Source organism: Curtobacterium sp. MCPF17_003, assembly GCF_003224385.1.
Lineage (GTDB): Bacteria > Actinomycetota > Actinomycetes > Actinomycetales > Microbacteriaceae > Curtobacterium > Curtobacterium flaccumfaciens.
The window spans coordinates 178524-201059 of record NZ_QKLC01000002.1 but is presented as its reverse complement, the minus strand read 5'-3'; the positions used below and the strand labels follow the sequence as shown (position 1 = coordinate 201059).

Annotated in this window: 18 protein-coding genes and 1 other RNA gene; 8 read left to right on the top strand and 11 right to left on the bottom strand. The window is 71.5% G+C overall.

Annotated features, from left to right (window positions below; translation table 11 throughout):
• Nucleotides 1-32 precede the first annotated feature (32 nt).
• The 5 genes from ftsE (at nt 33) to DEJ30_RS03535 (ending at nt 3822) form a co-directional block, all read left to right on the top strand.
• On the top strand, nt 33-788 hold the full coding sequence (gene ftsE, locus DEJ30_RS03555; protein WP_017888215.1) for a cell division ATP-binding protein FtsE: 756 nt from the start codon (nt 33-35) through the stop codon (nt 786-788).
• Nucleotides 785-1699 (top strand): permease-like cell division protein FtsX, encoded by a 915-nt coding sequence (gene ftsX, locus DEJ30_RS03550; protein WP_027465852.1) that lies wholly within the window; start codon nt 785-787, stop codon nt 1697-1699. Before ftsE ends, ftsX begins: the two co-directional genes overlap by 4 nt.
• Before the next feature lie 131 nt (nt 1700-1830).
• The gene (gene smpB / locus DEJ30_RS03545) at nt 1831-2307 is read left to right on the top strand and encodes an SsrA-binding protein SmpB (protein WP_027465851.1); all 477 of its coding nucleotides are present in this window, start codon (nt 1831-1833) and stop codon (nt 2305-2307) included.
• A gap of 95 nt (nt 2308-2402) precedes the next feature.
• Nucleotides 2403-2779: a transfer-messenger RNA gene (ssrA, locus tag DEJ30_RS03540) on the top strand.
• Nucleotides 2780-2940: 161 nt separating this feature from the next.
• Nucleotides 2941-3822, top strand: a complete 882-nt coding sequence (locus DEJ30_RS03535) for a hypothetical protein (protein WP_110859072.1) — start codon at nt 2941-2943, stop codon at nt 3820-3822.
• A gap of 16 nt (nt 3823-3838) precedes the next feature.
• Here the strand turns inward: DEJ30_RS03535 and DEJ30_RS03530 are convergent, their stop codons facing one another.
• The 5 genes from DEJ30_RS03530 to DEJ30_RS18595 form a co-directional block, all read right to left on the bottom strand.
• The gene (locus DEJ30_RS03530; RefSeq protein ID WP_110859071.1) at nt 3839-5161 is read right to left on the bottom strand and encodes an LLM class flavin-dependent oxidoreductase; all 1323 of its coding nucleotides are present in this window, start codon (nt 5159-5161) and stop codon (nt 3839-3841) included.
• Nucleotides 5162-6547, bottom strand: a complete 1386-nt coding sequence (locus tag DEJ30_RS03525; RefSeq protein WP_110859070.1) for an O-acetylhomoserine aminocarboxypropyltransferase/cysteine synthase family protein — start codon at nt 6545-6547, stop codon at nt 5162-5164. It lies immediately after the preceding gene.
• 88 nt (nt 6548-6635) lie between these two features.
• On the bottom strand, nt 6636-7349 hold the full coding sequence (locus DEJ30_RS03520) for a M50 family metallopeptidase (protein ID WP_181419986.1): 714 nt from the start codon (nt 7347-7349) through the stop codon (nt 6636-6638).
• 163 nt (nt 7350-7512) lie between these two features.
• On the bottom strand, nt 7513-9327 hold the full coding sequence (gene glmS, locus DEJ30_RS03515; RefSeq protein WP_110859068.1) for a glutamine--fructose-6-phosphate transaminase (isomerizing): 1815 nt from the start codon (nt 9325-9327) through the stop codon (nt 7513-7515).
• 421 nt (nt 9328-9748) lie between these two features.
• Nucleotides 9749-12448, bottom strand: coding sequence for a LuxR family transcriptional regulator (locus tag DEJ30_RS18595; RefSeq protein ID WP_110859067.1), 2700 nt, complete (start codon nt 12446-12448; stop codon nt 9749-9751).
• A 524-nt stretch (nt 12449-12972) separates the two neighbouring features.
• Between DEJ30_RS18595 and DEJ30_RS03505 the strand changes: the two genes are divergently transcribed.
• Entirely contained in the window at nt 12973-14532 is a 1560-nt protein-coding gene (locus tag DEJ30_RS03505) for an MFS transporter (protein WP_110859066.1), read from the top strand.
• 17 nt (nt 14533-14549) lie between these two features.
• On the opposite strand, the gene hisN is transcribed toward DEJ30_RS03505, so the two are convergent.
• The 4 genes from hisN to aroA form a co-directional block, all read right to left on the bottom strand.
• A complete protein-coding gene (hisN, locus tag DEJ30_RS03500; RefSeq protein WP_110859065.1) occupies nt 14550-15338 on the bottom strand; it encodes a histidinol-phosphatase in 789 nt (262 codons plus the stop codon).
• A gap of 19 nt (nt 15339-15357) precedes the next feature.
• Nucleotides 15358-16530 (bottom strand): hypothetical protein, encoded by a 1173-nt coding sequence (locus DEJ30_RS03495; protein ID WP_146238487.1) that lies wholly within the window; start codon nt 16528-16530, stop codon nt 15358-15360.
• A 257-nt stretch (nt 16531-16787) separates the two neighbouring features.
• Nucleotides 16788-17834 carry a ribosome small subunit-dependent GTPase A gene (gene rsgA, locus DEJ30_RS03490; RefSeq protein ID WP_110859063.1) on the bottom strand — a complete coding sequence of 349 codons (1047 nt, stop codon included), beginning with the start codon at nt 17832-17834 and terminating at the stop codon, nt 16788-16790.
• 3 nt (nt 17835-17837) lie between these two features.
• Nucleotides 17838-19223: a 3-phosphoshikimate 1-carboxyvinyltransferase gene (aroA, locus tag DEJ30_RS03485; RefSeq protein WP_110859062.1), complete on the bottom strand. Its 1386-nt coding sequence runs from the start codon at nt 19221-19223 to the stop codon at nt 17838-17840.
• Between the two features lie 135 nt (nt 19224-19358).
• On the opposite strand from aroA, the gene DEJ30_RS03480 reads away from it, so the two are divergent.
• Both DEJ30_RS03480 and DEJ30_RS03475 read left to right on the top strand, forming a co-directional pair.
• Entirely contained in the window at nt 19359-20156 is a 798-nt protein-coding gene (locus DEJ30_RS03480) for a sigma-70 family RNA polymerase sigma factor (RefSeq protein WP_375231864.1), read from the top strand.
• Entirely contained in the window at nt 20153-20395 is a 243-nt protein-coding gene (locus DEJ30_RS03475; RefSeq protein WP_027465838.1) for a zf-HC2 domain-containing protein, read from the top strand. Before DEJ30_RS03480 ends, DEJ30_RS03475 begins: the two co-directional genes overlap by 4 nt.
• Before the next feature lie 6 nt (nt 20396-20401).
• Here DEJ30_RS03475 and DEJ30_RS03470 read toward each other — a convergent pair whose 3' ends face one another.
• Both DEJ30_RS03470 and DEJ30_RS03465 read right to left on the bottom strand, forming a co-directional pair.
• The gene (locus DEJ30_RS03470) at nt 20402-21850 is read right to left on the bottom strand and encodes a LamG-like jellyroll fold domain-containing protein (RefSeq protein WP_110859060.1); all 1449 of its coding nucleotides are present in this window, start codon (nt 21848-21850) and stop codon (nt 20402-20404) included.
• Nucleotides 21851-21906: 56 nt separating this feature from the next.
• Nucleotides 21907-22488, bottom strand: a complete 582-nt coding sequence (locus tag DEJ30_RS03465) for a hypothetical protein (protein WP_110859059.1) — start codon at nt 22486-22488, stop codon at nt 21907-21909.
• Between the last annotated feature and the right edge of the window lie 48 nt (nt 22489-22536).

Genomic DNA, 22536 nt, shown 5'->3' with positions numbered 1-22536 from the left:
TTCCAAGCGGGGCGACCTACCCTGATCCGGTCATGATCAAATTCGACCAGGTCACCAAGGTCTACTCGGGCAACCCGAGTCCGGCGCTCGACAACCTCACCCTCGAGATCCTCAAGGGCGAGTTCGTGTTCCTCGTGGGCGCGTCCGGTTCCGGCAAGTCCAGCTTCCTGCGCCTCGTGCTCAAGGAGGAGAAGCCCACCAGTGGGCAGATCCACGTGCTCGGGCAGCGCCTCGGGTCCCTGGCATCGCGGAAGGTCCCGTACTTCCGCCGCAACCTCGGTGTGGTCTTCCAGGACTTCCGTCTGCTGCCGAACAAGAACGTGTTCGACAACGTGGCGTTCTCGCTGCAGGTCATCGGCAAGAGCAAGGGCTTCATCAGCGAGGCCGTGACCGACGTGCTGAAGCTCGTCGGGCTCGCCGGCAAGGCCACCCGCATGCCGCACGAACTCTCCGGTGGTGAGCAGCAGCGTGTGGCCATCGCCCGCGCCGTCGTGAACAAGCCGGCGATCCTGTTGGCCGACGAGCCCACCGGAAACCTGGACCCCACCACCTCCGCCGGCATCATGGCGCTCCTCGAACGCATCAACCAGGGAGGCACCACCGTGCTGATGGCGACGCACGACGCCAGCATCGTGAACCAGATGCAGCGTCGGGTCATCGAGCTCTCGAACGGCACCGTCCTGCGCGACGAGCAGTCCGGCGGCTACCAGACCCAGGCCGTCCCGATCCAGCGAGGCACCGTGTCCAACACCACCGGCATCCAGACGATCCCGGGGCTCATCCGATGAGGCTCGGGCTCGTCATGTCCGAGGTCGGCTCGGGCCTGCGGCGCAATGCGTCGATGGTCGTCTCCGTCGTCCTCGTGACCTTCATCTCCCTGACCTTCGTCGGCACGGCGATCCTGCTCCAGATGCAGATCAACCAGATGAAGGGGTACTGGTACGACCGGGCGCAGGTCGCCGTCTACCTGTGCACCGACACCGACACCACGGGCAACTGCACCGGCGCGAAGGCCACCGCGGACCAGCGCGAGCAGGTCCAGGCGCAGCTCGACTCGTCGACGCTCAAGCCGTACATCGAGAAGACCTACTACGAGAACCAGGACCAGGCCTTCACCCGGTTCAAGGAGCAGTTCAAGGACTCGGCCGCGACGGAGTTCGTCAAGCCGGAGTACCTGAACGAGACCTTCTGGGTGAACTTGAAGAACCCCTCGCAGGCCGACGTCCTGGTCGAGAGCCTGTCGAAGGTCGCCGGCGTGCAGAGCGTCGTCGACCAACGCGGGTACCTGCAGCCGATCTTCAACCTGCTCAACGCCTCGTCGTACACGGCGATCGGCATCGCGGCCCTCATGCTCGTGGCGGCGGTGCTGCTCATCGCGACGACGATCCGTCTGTCGGCGTTCAGTCGACGGCGAGAGCTCGGCATCATGCGGCTCGTCGGTGCGTCGAACCGGTTCATCCAGACACCGTTCGTGCTCGAGGGGGTGATCGCCGCCGCCATCGGAGCCGTCCTGGCCGGTGGCGCGATCACCGCCGTGGTCTGGTTCTTCGTCCGGAACTTCCTGGCGGAGCGCTTCACCGGCACGGCGTTCATCGGCATGGGGGACGCGGCCATCGTGGTCCCGGCGGTGATCGTGATCGGCGTGCTCCTCGCCGCGGCGTCGGCGTCGATCGCCATCCGCCGGTACCTGAAGGTCTGACCCAGCACAGCATCCGCGAACGGGCGGCGCGCCGGGAAGGTGCGCCGCCCGCTTCGTGTTGAGTAGTCTGTAGGGCTGCGCGGGAAGACCCACGCAGCACACTGCACCGGTCACCATCGAGAGGAGTCGTCATGGCGAAGGAACGCGGGGAGAAGATCGTCGCGACGAACCGTCGCGCCCGGCACGACTACCTCATCGAGGACACGTACGAAGCGGGCATGGTCCTGTCCGGCACCGAGGTGAAGTCCCTGCGGATGGGGCGGGCGTCCCTGGTGGACGGGTACGCCTACATCGACGGTGGCGAAGCGTGGATCGACGCCGTGCACATCCCGGAGTACACCGAGGGCACGTGGAACAACCACTCGCCCCGACGGAAGCGCAAGCTGCTCCTGCACAAGCAGCAGATCGTGAAGATCTCGCACAAGACGGCCCAGGGCGGGTACACGCTCGTGCCGCTGCAGATCTACTTCCACGACGGTCGGGCCAAGATCGAGATCGCTGTCGCGAAGGGCAAGCGCGAGTTCGACAAGCGCCAGGCGCTGCGCGAGAAGACCGACAAGCGTGAGGCCGAGCGGGCCATGCGCACCCGGAACCGCGTCGGCGAGTAGCGCCGACGTATCTCCTCGGCTAGACTGAGGGACTGCTCCGACAGGGGCATTGGCAACTCAACAGCGTGACAGCGGCTCGCACGTCCGGCCCGCATGGGGATGATCGGTTTCGACATTGCCTGTGTGCCGACGGGAAGCGGGCCGAGGACCCACGGTTATCTCGTTAACGATCCGTGGAAAACAACAAGTGCCAATTCCAAGCGCACTGACTTCGCTCTCGCTGCGTAAGCAGCCCAGCACATGAAGTCCGTCGGCCAGGTGATCGTCTTCTAACCTGATACCGGCGTCATCCAGAGGACTTGCTGCACGGTTGCGCCTCAGGGCCGTGCGGGACTTGCACTGAGACTGGGCCCGTCGTCCTAGAAGCCGGTAGCAAAGGACGGGGCCGAGCAGAACGAACTATCCGGATACGCCCGTAGAAGACGTCGAATTGCAGCGATGGACGGGGGTTCGATTCCCCCCATCTCCACCATTCGCCGAACGACGAACCGCTGTCACGCTGCGCCACCTGAACGCCCCGGCACCGTCCCTGGACAGTGCCGGGGCGTTCGCTGTTCCGCCACGTCCGAGGACTACGCTCCGGAGCAGGCGCGCAGAACACGCTCGCGTCGAACCCGAACGAGAGGTCAGCACGTGGTGCAGGAGATCGCGATCCGTGTCCGTCTGCGGGAGCAGGAACGAGTGGTGCTCAGCGAGTACGAGCGGATCGTGGGCTCCGTCGCCACGGTCGCGGCCCTCGCGGCCTGGCTGCCGAACCCCGACGCCCGCCTGGTCGTGCGCGGTCGCGGTGCCGAACCGGTGCGGCTCGAGACCGTCACGTACGGCTCGGTGGTCGAGATGCTCGTCGTGCTCGACCAGCGTTCGGCCGGGGTCGAACGTGCCGCGTCCGCCATCGCCGCGCTCGTCGAGTCGGTCCGCCACGAGCACGTCGCCGACGACGTCTCCGGGGTCGCCGGGGAACTCGATCGGCTCGACCGCGCTGCCCCGCGCGGACGCTCCGCCGTGGAACGCGAGCTGCGCACGTTCCTCGAGGGGGCGCGGTCGGACGTCCTCGCGCGCAAGGCGACCACCCGGGTGCGGGCCGCGCAGGCCCTGCTCCGGCTCGCCGAGGCGGACGCGGTGCTGACGGTCGAACGGGTCGCCGACGCCCTGGCGCCGGTGCTCGAGGAGCACGCGGTCGACGTCGAGCTGGACACCGGGTCGGCCGTGGTCGTCGAGCCGATCGACGGGGTGGAGTCGCCCGAGAACGAGCCTGCGTCCGCTGACGCTGACGCTGACGCTGACGCTGACGCTGACGCTGACGCCGCGCAGGCGGAGCCGGAGGCTGTGTCGGCCGTCCTGCCGCTGCCGGCGGGTGCGAGCAAGGCGACGTCGAAGCAGGACGGCGACGGGAAGAAGGAGAAGTCCAAGAAGAAGGACGACGACAAGAAGAAGTCCAAGAAGAAGGACGACGACAAGAAGAAGTCCAAGAAGAAGGACGACGACGGGAAGAAGAAGTCCAAGAAGAAGAAGTAGCTCGCAGCCGCTCCCGCTAGAAGTCGAACAGGTTCCCCCGGATCCCTCCGGCGCCGTACTCCCGTCGCAGCAGCCCGCGGCGCCGCAGCACGGGCACCAGGTCGCCGAACATCCGGTGGATCTGCACCGGGTGCAGGTCGCCCGAGAAGATGATCCCGTCGTTGTCGGCGTCGCTGCCGAGTTCCTCGATGAAGTCCGCGAACTCGTCCGCGGTCCCGACGAACCCGGACCGCGATCCGGACCCCGAGCCCGACGCGATCCGCCCCTGCCGCGCCTTGCGGGTGAGCAGCTCCCGCAGCGGTGCGTCCGGGGTGTCCCCGAGCAGCCCGCGGATCGTGCCGGCCGAGACGTGCTCACCGAAGGTCCCGTCGGGCACCGGGGCGTCCAGGTCGAGCGCGAGCAGGTCGGTCTCGGAGTCGCTCGACCACGCGACCGCCGCCGCACGCAGCGCGTCGTCGGTGGGGTGCTCGGACGCCGCGACGATGCGGTCGGCCTCCTCCGGCGAGGACACGATCACGGGCTTGAGCACGAACAGGATCCGCAGGTCCGCAGTGGACCGCCCTGCGGCCTCGGCTGCCGCGATCACCCGGGCGCGGTAGTCCGTCACCGCGGCGGCGGACAGCGGCGCGAGCGCGAGCTGCACGTCCGAGTGGGTGCCGGCGAACGCGAGCCCCCGGCCCGAGCCACCGGGGGAGACGACCACGGGGTCCGACGCCAACGGCAGGGCGTTGAGCGGACCGTCAGCGGTGAAGTGGGCGCCCTCGTGGTGGAACGCGTCGAGGGCGTCGCCGTCCGCGAAGTGCCAGGAGTCCGGTGCGCCGACGTACGCGTCGCCCCACGAGTGCCAGAGCCGGCGGAGCAGGGTGATCCACTCCTCGGCGCGGTCGTACGCCTGGTCGTGCGGCAGCGGCGGCAGGCCGGCGTGGCGTGCGCTGCCGACGTCGGTGACGACGTTGATGCCCAGCCGGTCCGAGGACAGGTGCGCCAGGGTCGCGAACTGCCGTGCCGCCAGGTACGGCGGGGTGATGCCCGCGTTGACGGTCGGCGCGATGCCGATGTGCGAGGTGGCGGCGAACAGGTACGGGGCGAGCAGGAGGGGGTCGTGCTTCGGGCCGCCGTACGCCTGCCGGATGCGCAGGTCGAGGGTCGCGGGGGAGCCGAGCGAGACGGCGTCCTCGGCGATGACCAGGTCCATGCCGGCCTGCTCGAGCGTCCGGACGGACTGTTGGTACAGGTCCGGCTTCGTCCAGTCGTGGCCCCAGTCCCAGTCGGACCGCCCCCACGCCTGGGGGCCGAAGCCGCGCGAGAAGAAGTACCCGAAGTGCTGCAGCCCGGCCATTCAGCGCTCCTGCCGGTCGAGGGCCGGCCCACCGACCGCTGTGCGTTGCGCGTCCGACGCTCCACGCGCCTCCAGGCCGGCGGCGGCGTCTGAGGACCGCACCGCGGCGAACCCGCGTTCCAGGTCGCGGAGCAGGTCCGCGACGTCCTCGATGCCGACCGACAGGCGGATCAAGCCGTCGCTGATCCCCTGCTCAGCTCGCTCCTCCGGCGTGCGGCCGACGTGCGTGGTGGTGGCCGGGTGCAGGATCAGGGAGCGCACGTCGCCCAGGTGGGTCATCCGGCTGAACAGCTGCACGGCGTCGATGAACGCCCGCGCGGCGGCTTCGCCACCGGCGAGCGTGAAGGCGAAGACGGACCCGGCCCCGCGGGGCAGGTAGCGCTGGGCGAGGTCGTGGAACGGACTGGAGGCCAGGCCCGCGTGGTCGACGCTCGTCACCTCCGGCTGCTGGTCCAGCCAGGACGCCACGGCCAGCGCGTTCGCGCAGTGGCGTTCCACCCGCAGCGACAGCGTCTCGATGCCCTGGCGGAGCAGGAACGCGTTGAACGGGGACGGCGCCGGACCGATGCGTGCGGCGACGACGTCGCGGGCGAACACGGCGAACGCCCGGTTGCCGTACCGCTCGACGTAGCTCTCGCCGCCGAGGGACCGTTCGGGGCTGGTCAGGTGCGTCCAGCGCTCGGGGGCCGCGGTCCAGTCGAACCGGCCGCCGTCGACGACCACGCCGCCGAGTCCGGCACCGTGGCCGGACAGGAACTTCGACGCCGAGTGCACGACGATGTCCGCACCGTGCTCGACCGGGCGCACCAGGTACGGCGTGGCCAGGGTGTTGTCGACGATCAGCGGGACGCCGGCGCGGTGCGCGGTCTCGGCGACGCCGGTGATGTCGAGGACGTCGTTCTTCGGGTTCGGGATCGTCTCGGCGAAGAACGCCTTCGTGTTCGGTCGGACCGCGGCGGCCCAGGCGTCGAGGTCGCGGGCGTCGGCGACGAAGTCGACCTCGATGCCGAGCCGGCCGAGGTTCTGCAGCAGCAGGCCGCGGGTGCCCTCGTAGATGCTCCGGGCGCTGACGACGTGGTCGCCGGCCTGCAGCAGGCCGAGGAACGCCACGGTGGCCGCTGCCTGACCGCTGCCGACCAGGATCGCTGCGACACCGCGTTCGAGCAGCGCCACGCGACGCTCGACGTCGGCGTTCGTGGGGTTGCCGAGGCGCGTGTAGGTGTAGCCGTCGTCGGTGTCGGCGAAGCGGTCGCGGGCCTGGTCGAAGTCGTCGAACAGGAACCCGGAGGACATGTGGATCGCGGGGACCCGGGCGCCGTGCCCGGCGTCGGGCACGAAGCCGCCGTGTACCTGCTCGGTCGCGAAGCCGTGGTCGTCGGTCGCCATGGGACACCTCCGGGGGTCATCTGGCGGTAGCCTCGCAGCCCCTCGGCGCGGACAGGCGATTGCGGCCCCCGGTTACGCGAGCGCAGCCTCAGACGAGCGCGCCGACCCCGGTGACGACGGTGTCCCAGACCTGGAGCAGCGGCTCGCGCGCCAGCCACACCGCGACGGCGTTCACGGCGACGAACAGCACGAACCACAGGGACGCCGGCACCCGCATCTCGGCTGCGGCGATGTGGAAGTCGGTCTGCACCCGGGCGCCGGTGACCAGCCAGCGCCCGACCTGCACCACCGAGCGCAGGCCGTCGACGACGAAGAAGGCCCCGACGGCGGCGACCACCAGGACGGTCGTCTCGGACGGGCGCACGGCCACCCACAGGGCGAGCGCGTCGAAGCCGAGCACGACGAGCAGGCCGAACCAGTTCCGGACGAACGCCAGCGCGACGAGCCCGATGACCGCGAGCACCACCACGGGCAGCCACCGTGCGCCGTGCAGCACCCCCGTCACCAGGAGCACCCCCGCCCACAGGGGTGCGCTGTAGCCGGCGTACAGGTTCAGGATCCGGACGAGCCACCGGACACCGCCGGGCACCCGGCCGAGCTGGACCCAGGCCTCGCCGGACCCGTCCGGGTGCAGCTCGATCCGCTGGATCCGCCCGCCGAACGGCACGACGACGATCGCGTGACCGACCTCGTGCGCGATGGTCGCCGCGATGCGGGCCACCCGGCCGACGAACGGCACGAACGGCAGGACGGCGCCGACGAGGAGCGCGACGAAGACGAGGGGCGGGGCTGCTGTGGTCAAGGGACCAGCATCGCAGCCCCGCCCAGGAAGACCCTGCGGGATCGGCGTCAGGGGAGCACGGGCGTCGTCAGCACCACCGTGACCAGGACCACGGTGCCGGTGATCGCCAGGGCGGTGAGGACGGCGAGGAACACCGTCAGACGGTTCACGCGTCGGCGCCCGGCTATTCGACCGTCACCGACTTCGCGAGGTTCCGGGGTTTGTCGACGTCGCACCCGAGCTGCAGGGCCAGTTCCCGCGCGAGCATCTGCAGCGGCACGACGGCCTCGAGCGGCCCCCAGGGCGCGGTCATCGCGCCCCAGGCCAGGTCGCCGGTGCCACGGCGGCCGAGCGCGGGGATGTCCGCGGTCTCGCCGCCGATCGTGATGACGAAGCCACCGCGGGCCCGGACCTCGGCGATCGCCGACTGGATCTTCGGCTCGCCGTGGTCGATGACGACCACCGGGGTGCCGTCGTCCACCAGCGCGAGCGGCCCGTGCTTGAGTTCGCCGGCGGGGTACGCCTCGGCCCAACGGTAGCTGAGCTCCTTGAGCTTCAGGGCGCCCTCGGCGGCGTACGGCAACCCGGCGCCGCGGCCGAGGAAGAGGAAGCCCGTCGCCTCCTTGACGCTCGACACCAGCAGCGGCATCCGCTCGGCGGACACCCGCGCAGCGTGCTCGATCCGGGCCGGCAGGTCGAGCAGCTCGTCGACGAGCACCTGCGCGCGTGACGGTTCGATGCGGCCGGAGGCCACCATCGCGGAGATCATCGCCGCGACGCCGACGACGACCTGCGCCGTGAACGTCTTCGTGGCGGCGACCCCGATCTCCGGGCCGGCGTGGCAGTCGAGCACGGCGTCGGCCCGTCGGGCGAGCGAGGAGTGCATGTTGTTCGTCAGTGCGAGCACCGGGTGGCGGTCCTCGAACCGGTCCAGGGCGCGGAGCACGTCCGCGGTCTCACCGGACTGGCTGATCGCGACGACCAGGGTGCCCGGACCGAGCACGGCCTGTTCGGCCTCGCTCGCGACGACGATGTCGGTCGGCACCCCGCCGATCCCGCGCAGTGCGGTCGCGATCACCTGACCGGCGTTCAACGACGTGCCGCAGGCGACGATCGCCAGCCGGTGGAAGCCGGCCAGGCCGAGACCCACCCACATGCTGCCGTCGGCGGTGCGCCGGGCCACCCGGTCCAGGATCGTGGCGACGACGTCGGCCTGCTCGTCGATCTCCTTCGCCATGTGGTCGGTGTGGTCGCCGAGGTCGAGCGCGGCGGCGGCGAACGGGGACGGCGTGGGGAACGGCACGGGCACCGTGATGCCGTCGGACGACCACGTCCAGGCCTCACCGAGCTCGACGACGTCGCCGTCGCGCAGCGCCACGAACGTCTCGCACCACTCGGCGATCGCGCCGATGTCGCTCGCCACGAAGTCACCACGGCCGGAGCGGGCGACGACGAGCGGCGAACGGTCCGCCGCCACGACCATGCGGCCGTCCCGGGCGTCCAGGACCACGATCGCCCAGGAGCCCTCGAGCTGCGCCGTCGCGATCTGCACCGCGAGCATCAGGTCCGGGTCGACCGCGAGGGCCCGCTCGACCAGGTGCGCGATGACCTCGGAGTCGACGTCGGACCGGAAGCGGTGGCCCTGCGCCTCGAGCGTCTGCCGCAGCCGGTCCGCGTTCTCGATGATGCCGTTGTGCACGATCGAGATCCGGCCGGTGCAGTCGGCGTGCGGGTGCGCGTTCGCCTCACGCACGGCACCGTGCGTGGCCCAGCGGGTGTGGCCGATGCCGACGCCGGTGAGCGCGTCACCGGAGCGTGCAGCGACGAGGGTGCGCAGGTCGCCGACGCGGGAGACCGAGCGGATCGTCTCGGTGCGGCCGGCGGCCGTCCGGACGGCGATGCCGGCGGAGTCGTACCCGCGGTACTCGAGTCGTTCGAGTCCGTCGAGCAGGTAGGGGGTCGCGTCGTCAGACACGCGGGCCGCGATGATGCCGCACATCGGCTGTCCCTTCGGGGGAACGAGGGTGGGTGGAACGGGGAGGTGGGACTGGTGCGGCACCGACCGCCGTCGGGTCTGCCGCGCGTCCGGGGCCTCCCGGCCCGGGAACCGACGCCCGTCCTCGGATCAGGCGAGGACGGACGTCGGTGTCGTTGGGCCGAGGGGTTCGGGTACCGGACGAGGTACCGCGGGCTGGCCCCCGGGGGAGGGGCACGGCGGTCGGTGCAGGAGAAGCCTCACCCGCCGCCGACCACACGGCAACACCCGTCGGACGCTCTTGCGGTTCCCCGCGTGCGGGGGCACACCGCGCTGCGGTCGCGTGCGGACTCCCGCAACCGCCGGCGCACCAAGCGAGGGACGACGGACGGGAGGCCCGGTACCAGCTGGTACCGGGCCTCCCCTCCGTCCTGTGGTGCGTCTCCTACGTGAGGAGCGCGACCAGGTGCGATCGCGACCGCGCGCCGACCTTGCGGTAGATCTGCGTGAGCCGCAGCTCCACCGTGCGCTGCGACATGAACAGCGACGAGGCGATCTCGCGGTTGCGGTAGCCCTCGGTGACCTTCTGCACCACCGCACGCTCCTCGGCGGTCAGCGACGTGAGCACCGCCGACGCGTCGGGGGCGCTGCGCGGCGTCCCCGGGAACGCCGGCGAGAGCACCGGTGCGGACCGGATCGACGACGAGCCCGTGCCGAACTGCGGCATCGCCGCAGCCGGCGCCGGCGTCACCAGCGGTCGACGCAGGCCGGCCGCCTCGTACGCCGCCGCCGCCGCCGCACCGAGGCGCGGACGCTCAGCCGGGTTGCCGACCGCGGCCAGCGCCGCGAACGTGCGAGCCCGCTCGTACTGCGAGTCGTGCGGCTGGAACAGCTCCAGCGCACGGCGACGAGCCGTCTCGCGGGTGGTGTCGTCGGCGACGAGCGCGAGGCTCCGCGCCAGCACGAGGGCACCCCAGCGCCCGGGACGGGCATGGTGGTCCGCCGCCAGACGGGCCGTGATCGCCCGCGCGTCGTCGATCCGTCCGAGACGCACGTACGCCTCGACCAGGTCACCGAGGTGCCGGAGCACCGCGGGGTTCCGGAGCGACCGACCGATGGCGTCGGCGGCCTCGAGCGCGGTGGCTGCCTCGTCGAGGCGGCCGTCGAGCAGCAGGACCTTGCCGCGGAGCGCGTGCAGCTTCGCCGTCGCACCCCAGAGCCGACTCGTCGAACGGTGCTCGAGGCACCGGTCCACGACGTCGAGCGCCTCGGCGGAACGGCCCTCGGCGAAGTGCCGCCACGCGACGGCGATCGCCCGGGAGGGCTCACGCAACCGCTCGGCGACGGACGAACCGGACTCCCACACGTCGATCGCGCGGAGCGCCTGCCGGAAGTTGCCGGAGCGCACCTCGTTCTCGGCCGTCAGGTAGCGCGCCGCCTCGGTCCACACCGCTGCGGTCTCCTGCCCCCGGGCGAGCACGAGTGCGAACACCCGTCGCGCGCTCCGGTAGCGCTCGCCGATGCTCAGCGCGTGGGCGAGCAGCAGCAGGGCCGGGTCGGACATCGCCACGAGCTCCGACGTCGCGAGCCCGTCGTGCAGCTCCGTGTCGGGCGGCAGCACGCCGTCCACGGCAGCGATGAGCTCCCGCGCGGTCGTCGCGATCTCGAGGGTGTGCGCGGACGCCGACCCCTCGAGCGGTTCGATCCGGTGCAGCAGATCCTTCGCCTGGTCGAGCTCCCACGCCTCGGCACGGAAGCACGCCACCATGGCCATCAGACCGGCGACGGCGTCCACCTCCGCCGGGTCGGTCGCGTCGACGGGGACGAGCAGCTCGTCCGCGTGCACGGCGTCACCGCTGAGGTACTCGGCCGAGTACTGCAGCCGGAGCCGGCGGACCTCGTCCGGCGTCGTCCGGAACGGACGGAGCGCCGCGAGGTACCGCGCGGCGAAGCCGAGCAAGCGCTTGCCGAGCATGGCCTCCGCGACCCCGAGGAGCGCGACGTGCTCGTCCTCGGTCCCGCCACCGACGTGCAGGGCACGCTCGGTCAGCGCGATCGCAGCGTGCACGTTGCCGTCCACGACGTACGACCGTGCAGCCTGGAGCAGTGCGACCACGTCGGGGACGTCGTCGACGAAGCTCCGGTGCCACGCGGCCGACCGCGGGTCGCTCTCCGCGCTCGCCGTGGCCAGCTCGGCGTGTGCCGCACGACGGTCACGGGCGGGCATCCGCCAGTAGAGCGCGGAACGGACCAGCGGGTGCCGGACGGTGACGCTCTGTCCGCGGACGGTCGCGAGACCGGCCCCGACCAGGTCGTCCAGCTCGTCCCGGTCCCACGCCGTGGTCTTCGCGACGGGCACCAGGGCGAGCTTCGCGAGGACGTCCAGATCGCGTCCCGCGGCGGGCCCGAGTGCGAGTGCCGCGATGGCCTCGGTCATCGGAGTGGGTCGGAGCGGGAGCACGATCGGCTCCGCACCGGTGAGTTGCTCCCGGGTGAGCACCGCGAGCTGTTCGCGGAGCGCGCCGGGGTTGCCACCGGTCTCCTCGGCGAGGACGGCGAGGACGCCGTCGTTCGCCTCGGCCGGTGCCATGGCCCGGGCGAGGACCAGGGCCTCGTCCGACGGCAGCGGTTCGATGCGCAGGGTCGGCAGGGCCGCGAGCGGACCGTCCGACGGCACCGAGCGGACCGTCGCCACGACGCGCAGGGCGGTGCCCGCGAGTCGTCCGGCGAGGAACGCGATGAGTTCCTGGCTCTCCGTGTCCATCCGGTCGAGGTCGTCGATGAGGACGAGCGTCGGCGGGAGGGTCAGGGCGTGCACGGCGTCGAGGAAGTCGTGCGCCGCCGCCAGCCCGGCCGTCACGGCGGCCGCGGTCCCGCCTGCCTGCAGCAGGTGGGCGATGTGCGCGGTCGCTCGGGGGTCGTCGAGCGCGGTGAACAGGGAGGTCACCCCGGCCAGTGGCCAGCGGGATTCACTCCCGTTGACACCGACCCGGACGACGGGGAGGGAAACGCGGTTCGAGACCGCGTCGAGGACGCTGCTGCGTCCGGAACCAGGGTCGCCGACCACGACCATCGCGGACTCCCGTGGGAGCACTGCGAGGGTCGCGATCCGGTCGACCTCGAGACGTCGACCGGTGAGTGCCATGACTCACCGGCCTCCGGGTCCGGAGGTGGATGCTGCGAGGAGGGCGTCGGCGAACACGGGGGTCGCTGCGACGGGGCGCACGGAGGCGGACCGGACTGCTGCACGGCGGGTGACCGTGGCGGAGTGCGGACGAGCGGCGGCGACTGAGCGCGCGCCGGAACTGTCGTGGATTGGATGCGGTCGACGAGTGTGGGTGCACTCGGTTCCGCTCGGGAACGATGATGTCATCGTCTGTATCACCCCTCGGGTTAGGGTCTTCGGACGAACACGACCGGTCTGTTCCGCCGTCCGGATCTAGGGAATCCGAGAGCATCACGTGACCTGCCGTCTGGAGCACGATAACTCAGGTACCGGCCCGCCGAGCGGACTCCGGCGAGCAGATGTCCAGAACGGTGCCCCCAGTACGGGGGGCCACGAGGGGGTGTGACACCCGCCCTCTGCACCCCGATCCGGGTCCGCCGGACGGAACCGGGGTACAGGTCTGTCCGGACCTCGTTCGTCGTCGCAGGTGTAGCACGGACGGGATGTCCAACGCCGAACCGACCGACGCCCGCCTCGATGACCGCACCCGGTGGCGTGCCTTCGCCGTGTGCGTGGCGGTCGCGGCCCTGACGATCCTCGACCTGTCCAAGGTGAACGTCGGGCTGCCCTCGATCGAGCAGTCGCTCGGGGCCACCAGCTCGTCGCTCCAGCTCATCGTGGCGGGGTACGCGCTGGCGTTCGGCCTCGCCCTCGTGCCCGCGGGTCGGCTCGGGGACCTGAAGAGCCGGCGCGTCATGTTCATCGTGGGGCTCAGCGCGTTCACCGGATCGAGCCTGCTGTGCGCGGTCGCACCGAACATCCAGGTCCTGATCGTCACCCGGATCCTGCAGGGCTTCGCCGCCGGGATCCAGATGCCCCAGGTCATCGGACTCGTGCAGCAGCTGTTCCGCGGGCCGGAGCGGGGCCGCGCGTTCGGACTGTTCGGGGCGATGATCGGCATCTCCACCGCCCTCGGGCCGACCATCGGCGGTGGCCTCATCGCGATCGGCGGCGAGGAGTCCGGCTGGCGGCTGCTGTTCTGGATGAACGTGCCCCTCGGGATCGCCGCACTGCTCTTCGCCGTCCGCCTGCTGCCGAGAGGTGCCCAGGGGAAGGCGCAGGACCGCGAACTGGACGTCGTCGGCATCCTGCTGCTCGGTGCCGCCATCATCACCCTGATGCTGCCGTTCGTGCTGACCAGCGGCGGCGGTGGTTCCGCGACCCGCTGGTTCTGGCTCGTCGGCTTCGCGGTGTTCCTCGTGCTGTTCGTGCTCTGGGAGCAGCGGTTCAAGCGGCAGGGCAAGTCGCCCGTGGTGCACTTCGAGCTGTTCCGGCTGTCGTCGTACCGCAACGGGCTGTCGATCGTCGCCGTCTACTTCGCGGCCCTGCCGGCGTCGTTCCTCATGGTGACGCTGTACCTGCAGGAGGGCCTCGGGCTCGCACCGCTGTTCGCCGGCATGGTGAGCATCCCCTTCGCCGCGACGAGTGCCGTGGGTTCCTACATCGGCGGACGGATCGTCGACCGGGTCGGGCGGGCGCTGGTCGTCGCCGGGCTCGGGATGGTCGTCGTCGGCTTCCTGCTGCTCATGGTCGCCGCCGTCGCCACCCCTCCGGAGGTCACCCCGTGGGCGATGGCCGGTGCGTTCCTGGTGGGCGGACTGGGTGGCGGGTTCGTGGTGTCGCCGAACCAGACCCTGACCCTGGCCGAGATCCCGGTCGAACAGTCCGGGGTGGCGGGTTCGATGCAGCAGCTCGGACAGCGTGTCGGCACCGCGATCGGCACCGCGGTCGCGACGAGCATCTTCTACGGCATCGTGCGGAGCGAGGCGGCGGGGTCGGGATCCGGCGGGTCGGGCGGGCGTCTCGACGCGTACCACGACGCGTTCCGCAGTGGCACGACGTTCACGGTGTCGCTGATGGCGCTGGCGCTGGTGCTGGCCGGTGCGGACCTGGTGGCGCGTCGGCGCGCGGCGCGGCGTTCCGACGGTGAGTCCGAGCACTCCAGCTCGGCTGCGGGGTCCGCCGAGCAGACCGAGGCGTCGGGTCCCGCCGAGCGCGGCTGATCGCCCGCCGACCGTGCTCAGGCGTCGCGGCGGATGACCTCGACGACGGCGTCGTGGACCAGGCCGTTCGAGGCGAGGGCGCTGCCGTGCCACGGCCCGGGGTCACCGTCGAGCGAGGTGAAGCGGCCGCCGGCCTCTTCCACGATGGGGACGAGGGCCGCGATGTCCCACGGCTTCAGGTCCGGTTCGCCGGCGACGTCGAGGACGCCCTCGGCCACCATCATGTACGACCACATGTCGCCGTAGGCCCGGGTTCGCCAGACCCGGCGCGACAGGTCGACGAGCGGCTCGAGGCGGTCGTCGTCGTCCCACTGCTGGATGCTGTTGTAGCTGAGGCTCGCGTCGGCGAGCTCGGACACCCCGGAGACCCGGAGCGGCCCGTCCAGCGAGAACGCGCCGGAGCCCTCGGCCGCCCACCAGCGCTTGCCGAGGGCGGGAGCGCTGACGACGCCGAGCACCGGGCGGCCGTCGACCGCGAGTGCGATGAGGGTCGCCCACACCGGCACACCACGCAGGTAGTTGGCGGTGCCGTCGATCGGGTCGACCACCCACTGGCGGTGCCCTTCGCTGACGGCCTCGGCCCCGGTGTCCGCCGTCGTCTCCTCGCCGAGGAACGCGTCGTCCGGTCGCTCGGCGGCGAGTCGCGCGCGCAGGGCCCGTTCGACGGCCTGGTCGGCGTCGGTGACGTGCGTGCTGTCGGCCTTCTTCGTCACGTGCAGGTCGGCGGCACGGAAGCGCTCGAGGCTGATCGCGTCGGCGGTGTCGGCGAGGGAGCGGGCGAAGTCCAGGTCGGCGCTGAGGTCCACGTCGCCCAACCTACCGTCGCTACGCGGCGACGACCTCTTCTTCCTCGAGCCGGGTGGCCTCGCGCTCGCGGGCGATGCGGGTCCGGCGGGCGACGAGCCCGTGCACGACGACGCAGAGCAGGAGCGCGGCGGCCAGCCAGAGGGCGAGCACGAGCGACGACCGGCCGAGCGAGGCGTCCGGGAAGTACTGCAGGTCCTGTGCGGCCTGCAGCCACGCGGCACCGCTCCAGAAGGTGTGCAGGGCGGCGAAGAACCCGGGCTGGAAGGCCGGCTGGAAGATCCCGCCGGACGACGTGAAGTTCAGCATCACGAACAGCATCGTGAGGATCGGGGTGGTCCACCGTCCGAGCACGGGGTGCAGCCCGACGCCGAGCGCGACGATGATCGCGTCGTAGAGCCAGGCGAACAGGAACACCTGCCAGTGGTGGGTGGTGATGACGCCGTAGATCGGTCCGGCGACGATCACGCCGATGCCGGCGACTACCCCCGCGGTGGCGAGCCCGATGACCGCGGTCCACACGGCACGGAGCTTCGTCGCGACCGAGGCCACGGCGATCGCGGACGCGTACCCGCCGACGCTCAGGGCGACGAGCAGGAAGAACAGCCCTTGGCCGGTGGTGTCCTGGTCGCCCGTGGGCACGACGTCGACGACCCGGAACGGCACGTGCTGGTCGTAGGCGATCGGCAGGAACACCTTCTGCGCGGCGCTCGCGGTCGTCTCCGACGCGGCGGTCGAGACGTAGAGCGTGGCACCCGTCGCCGTCGGCGCGTACACCGCGGCGAGGTCGCGGTCGCGCACCTGCTGCTCGGCCGCCTTCGTCGAGCCGACGACGTGGGCCACGAGGGCCCCGTCGGACTGGTCGGTCACGGTCTGGGCGAACACCTGGGTGGCCGCGCCCTGACCGACGATGCCGACGGGCAGTTCCTGCGGTGCCGGGGCGTGGAACGCGCCGAGGTACGCCAGGCCCATGCCGGCGGCCAGGAACAGCGGCACGAGGATGTGCGAGGCGAAGGTCAGCAGCACGCGACCGAGGCCGGCGGGGCGCACGACGCTGTCGGAGCGCTGCGGCTTCGTGGGCCGGGGGGACTTGTGGGTGGGGGAGTGGTGCGCGTGCGACGTCGTCGTCGTGCTCGGGGACGGGGCGTCGACAGCGGGGGTCGGCGCAAAGTTGTACTTTGCAACTTCAGACACGACCGCAACTGTACAACCCCGATGCGTGCTTGTCGACGGCGGCCCGGTGCCGAGGCGCCGTCCGGTGCGAGGTTGCGCGGGAACCGGAGTGGTCACGACTCACCGCGCGCCGACGCTCGAGTGGTCACGAACTGTCGGTTGCCGCACCCCCAGCCGACAGTTCGTGACCACTCGCCGCACGCACCGCGGGGTGTTGCGACCAGCCGCCGACCAGCCGCCGACCGGCCGCCGACCGGCCGGCATCACCGCACCGCGCGCTACTCGGAACCGGGGTCGGACGCGCCCATCCCGGTCAGCAGCGCCCGGAACGAGTCGAGCCGCTCGACACCGGTCGGCCCCAGCTCCCCGTCCTGCACCCGGTCGACGATCTCCCAGTCGTGCGCCTGCGCCAGCGGGATGCCGTCCCGCGCGGGCAGCACCGGCACGGCGTGCGACGCGAACGCCCGGAAGACGTTCGCGGGGTCGACGTGCCCGAGGCCGAACGACCGCACACCGGGCGTGTCGATGATCCACCCGCCGTCGCGGACCCGCAGCGCGATCGACGACGACGACGTGTGCCGCCCCCGACCGGTCACCGAGTTCACGACGCCGATCGCGCGCGTCGACCCGGTCAGGGCGTTCACCAGGGTCGACTTGCCCACACCGGAGTGCCCGACGGTCACGGTCACCTTGTCGTCGAGCAGCTCGTGCAGCGCCTCGAACGGGACGTCGTCCGAGCGGCTCGTCACGATCCGTAAGGAGAGGCACGCGAAGTGCGCCAGGAACGCAGCGGGGTCGGCGAGGTCGGTCTTCGTGATGCAGAGGATCGGGTCGAGGCCGGCGTCGAACGCGGCCACCAGGTACCGGTCGATCAGGCGGGTGCGCGGCTCGGGGTCGGCGGCGGCCACCACGATGAGCATCTGGTCGGCGTTCGCCACGATGACGCGCTCGACCTCGTCGGAGTCGTCGGCGCTCCGTCGCAGCAGTGTGGTGCGTTCGGCGACCTTCACGATTCGTGCCAGCGACCCGGGGTCGCCCGAGACGTCCCCGACGAGCGACACGTGGTCGCCGGTGACGACGGACTTCTTGCCGAGCTCGCGGGCCTTCGTCGCCGTGATGACGTGGTCGTCGATCAGCACGCCGAACCGCCCGCGGTCGACGTTCGTCACCCACCCCACGGGGGCGTCGTCGTACGTCGGCCGGGTCTTCGTGCGCGGCCGGTTGCCCTTCGGGTTCGGCCGCACCCGCACGCTCGACTCGTCGTACTGCCCGTACGGCTCGTCCGCGTCGGAGTCGTCACCGTCGGTGTCGTCCCACCAGCTCATGCGTCAGTCCCCACTCACCGGTGCCGCGGCCACCGAGGACGCCACGAGCGCCGCCCACAGCTCCGGGAACTGCGGCAGCGTCTTCGCGGTCGACCCGATGTCGTCGACGGCGACGCCGTCGACGACGAGGCCCACGATCGCCCCGGCGGTCGCCATCCGGTGGTCGTCGTACGCGCCCCAGGCGCTGCCGTGGAGCGGCGCCGGCTCGATCCGCAGGCCGTCGTCGAGTTCGTGCACCGCGCCTCCAGACCGGTTGAGGTCCGCCGCCAGCGCGGCCAGGCGGTCCGTTTCGTGCCCCCGCAGGTGGCCGATCCCGGTGATCTCGCTCGGGCCGTCCGCCAGCGCGGCCAGCGCGACGAGCGCCGGGGCCAGTTCGCCGCCGCGGCTCAGGTCGAGTTCGAGACCCGGCAAGGAGGCCCCACCCCGGATCCCGACGCCGCCGTCGACGACCAGGTCGTCACCGTCACGGACCACGCTCGCCCCCCACAGGGGCAGGAGCGTCTCGAGGTCGGCACCGACCTGCGTCGTCTCGGTGGGCCAGGTGCGGATGCGCACCGTGCCGCCGGCGACGAGCGCGGCGACGGCGAACGGCGCCGCGTTCGACAGGTCGGGCTCGATCGTGACGTCACGCGCGCCGATCGGGCCGGGGTGCACGACCCACTCGCCGACCGACGGCTCGTCGACCCGGACGCCGCGGGCGCGGAGCGTCGCGACGGTCATCTCGATGTGCGGCATGCTCGGCAGGCGTTCGCCCACGTGGGTGAGGTGCAGGCCCTCGTCGAAGCGGGGCGCCGACAGCAGCAGCCCGGAGACGAACTGCGAGGACGCCGACGCGTCGATCGTCAGGGCCCCACCGCGGACCGAGCCGGTGCCGGTGAACGAGAACGGCATCGACCCGCCGCCGTCGTCCGTGACGTCGACACCGAGGTCCACGAGTCCCTGCACGATGGCGTGCATCGGCCGCTTGCGGGCGTAGGGGTCGCCGTCGACCGTGACGGGCCCGACGGCCAGGGCGGCGAGCGGTGGCAGGAAGCGCATCACGGTGCCGGCCAGCCCGCAGTCCAGGCGGACGTCGCCGTGCATCGGGGCGGGCGTGATCCGGAGGTCCGGACCGTAGGGGTTCGGGGCGGTGCCGGCCGCCGGCTCGAGCTCCTCGATGCCGACGCCGAGCGCACGGAGGCCCGCGATCATCAGCGCCGAGTCACGGGAGTGCAGCGGGAGCCGGATCGTCGAGGGGCCGTCCGCGAGGGCCGCGAGCACGAGCTCCCGGTTCGTCAGCGACTTCGACCCGGGCAGCGCGACGTCACCGCGCAGCGGACCCCCTGCGACCGGGGCGATCCAGGGGTCGGCGGGCTGGGCCCCGCTGTGGGAATGCATCGTGTCTGCCATCGGTTCACCAGGGTACTGAACGCACCGGGAGGATCAGTGGCGACAGCAACACTCGCACGAGAGCGGACCGGCACGGCAACCGTGCTGACCGCGGTGCCGACGACGCTCGGCACGCTCGGCCTAGACTTGGCGGCGATGACGACCGACGAACCGCAGGCAGCTCCGCACCACCTGGTCGACGAGACCGAGGTGCAGCTCGACGCCGTCGAAGAGGAGCACGAAGCCCTCGACGACGCCGCAGACGAGCCGGTGGACGCGAAGACCGTCTCCGAGGGGGAGCTGCGGTCCCTGTTCGAGGACCAGGCGCTGCCCTTCATGGACCAGCTCTACGGCGCGGCCATGCGGATGACCCGCAACCCGGCCGACGCGTCGGACCTGGTGCAGGAGACGTTCGTCAAGGCCTTCGCCGCGTTCCGCCAGTTCAAGCAGGGCACGAACCTGAAGGCCTGGCTGTACCGGATCCTCACGAACACGTTCATCAACACGTACCGCAAGAACCAGCGGAACCCGTACCAGGGCACCATCGACGAGCTCGAGGACTGGCAGCTCGGCGGAGCGGAGAGCGTCACCCAGTCGATCTCCGCCCGGTCCGCCGAGGCCGACGCGATCGACCACCTGCCGTCCTCCGCCGTGAAGGACGCACTGCAGGCCATCCCGGAGGACTTCCGGATGGCCGTGTACTTCGCCGATGTCGAAGGCTTCTCGTACCAGGAGATCGCCGACATCATGAAGACCCCCGTGGGGACGGTCATGAGCCGCCTCCACCGTGGCCGCCGGCTCCTCCGTGGGCTCCTGGCGGACCACGCCCGTGAGACCGGCATCGTCCCGGACGCAGCGTCGACGGCGACGATGCGTGGACGGGGCCGAGGCGCGGCACAGACGACGAAGGCAATCGCGGCCACGGGTCGCACCGGACGGAAGGACGCACGATGAGCGGCTGCGACTGCTCGAAGGCGAAGGCCGAGCTCGAGGAGTTCCTGCACGACGAGCTCCGGCACGAGGACGCCGCGGACATCCGCGAGCACATGGACGGGTGCGAGGACTGCCAGACCGAGCACCGCGTCGGCGTCGTGCTCATGGAGACCGTGCGACGCGCCTGCAAGGAGACCGCTCCCGACCAGCTGCGCAGCGAGATCCTCGCGCGCATCCGGGTGGAGCAGGCCACGCACTGACCGGTGTCAGCGGCCGGCGGTGAACCGGGCTGCGACGGTCTCGGCGTCGAGGACACGGTCGTAGACGGTTGCCGAGTCGATGTCGCCCGTGAACCCGAAGTTCCCCGAGTCGGGCCAGCCGACCAGGGTTCCGCGGCCGGTGCGCCAGTGTCCGTCGTACTGCCGAGCGGCGACGGCATCGGTTCGTCGCTCCTTGCGCTGGCCGTCGACGTAGAGGGTCATCGATCGTGACTCGAACGTCGCCACGGCGTGGTGCCACTCGCCGTCCGCGACGTCACCGCCGCCGACCGTGAAGTTGAAGAGGTTGCCGGCGCCCTGCACGCCGAAGCGCAGGCCGCCGCCGGAGTCGATGTACAGGTGCCGGTCGCGGTAGGTCGATGCGGGGGCGGTGTCGGACGTGAAGCCGAACACCCGGCCGCCCGCGGGATCGGCGGACCGGAACCACACCTCGAGTGAGAAGACCTGCGGTCCGGTGGTGGGCCGGTCGGTGACGGCGTAGTCGTCGGTGCCCGCGCCCGGGTAGGTGCTCCACGGGTTCGCCGCGCAGCTTCCGTCGACACGTGACGCGTCGCCGACGAAGCGTCCGTCCGCGCCGTGTCCGCTGCTGTCCTGCACGATGTCGCCCTGTTTCTCGGCGAAGTCCCACGCCAGCTGGCTGCCGGCGGGAGCGGGTTCGTGGAAGCACGGGAACGTACCGGTGCCGAGGGTCGTGGCGGTCGCCGTGGTGCCGCTGAACCCCGCCCCTGCAGAGCCGGCGGCGAGTGCGATGGTCAGGACGGTGACCGCGGCGACGACGGACAGCGAAAGGCTCGCCGCGACGTCCGGAGCGCCGGTACCCCCTGCTCCGGACACGGGTGCTCCGGTGCCGGGCGTCAGGGCAGCCGTGCCGAGGTCCCAACGCGGCGTCCCACACCGTCGACAGGGTCGGCCAGCGGTGATGTCGCGATCGGCCCGTGCCGCCCGCACGAGCGCGAGCGCCGCCACGACGGCGATGCCGATCGGCACCCAGGACTGCTGCCGTGACCACACGGTCGGGAGCCCGATGCCGGGGAAGCGCAGCACGCCGACGCCGAGGACGGCCTCGGGCATGACCGCCGTCCGGTCCGCGGTCGGGTTCGCGTCACCCCGGAGCCGCAGGCGGCCGTCCTGCTCGATGCGCTCCAGCCGGTGGAGCCGGAGCCGCTCGGCGTGATCGGGGTCGTCGACGAGCAGCACGCGACCGGGATCGACGGCATCGGGACCGGCGGGCATGGCGGCGACGACGTCACCGGTCCGGATGCCCGGGGCCATCGAATCCGAGACCACCGTCGTGACGTGCCAGCCGAGGGATGCCGGCAGTGCGGCCCAGACGGCGAGCAGCAGCACGGACCACAGGACCGTGCGCGACGCGACCGCGAGGAGCAGCCGTGGTACGTCGCCGGTGCACCGGACGTGTCGGTGGGTGGCGGTGGACATCGGCTGCTCCTCGGTTCGGTCGGGTCGGGCGGGAGGGATCGGGATGGGGACGGGGATCAGTCGGTCTGCGCTTCCCACACGAACGTGGTGCCGGCCTCGGACGACTGAACCGTGTTCGGCGCGCCCTCGCCCAGGTCGTAGCTGAAGCGGTAGGTCGTGCTCGTCGTCCCCGTGGTGGGCTGCCACGCATCGACCCCGGTGCCGAACGACTCGAGTTCCATCAGACCGGCGAGCGTGCCGTCGTGCACGGTCGTCCCCGTGGTGAAGGTGCTGCAGTCGCCCGCGGTGCCGAGGCTGCCGCGCTCGACGGTCAGCCCGACGTGCTCAGCGAGGGAGTCGGCGTCGGCCGCGTCTGCGGCGTAGAGCTTCACGGTCGAGGCGTTGGTGGTGTTCGCCGTGACGGTGATGCAGTTGGAGCCGGCGGACCCGGGCACCAGGTCGTCGACGTCGAACATCGCGAGGCCCTGGTCGTCGTCGGTGAGCGAGACGGCACCGGTGCGCCAGCTGTTCGCGGCGTTGTCGGTGCTGCTCGAGAAGGCGGCGTACGAGGCCGCGGCGATGAGTGCGCCGCTGGCGACGACGGCGAGCGGGAACGCGATCCAGGCTGCGGTGCGGCCGTGGCGGGAGGTGATGTGCATGGCTGTCCTGTCGGTCGGGATCACCCGGCGGGTGATATGCAAACAGGG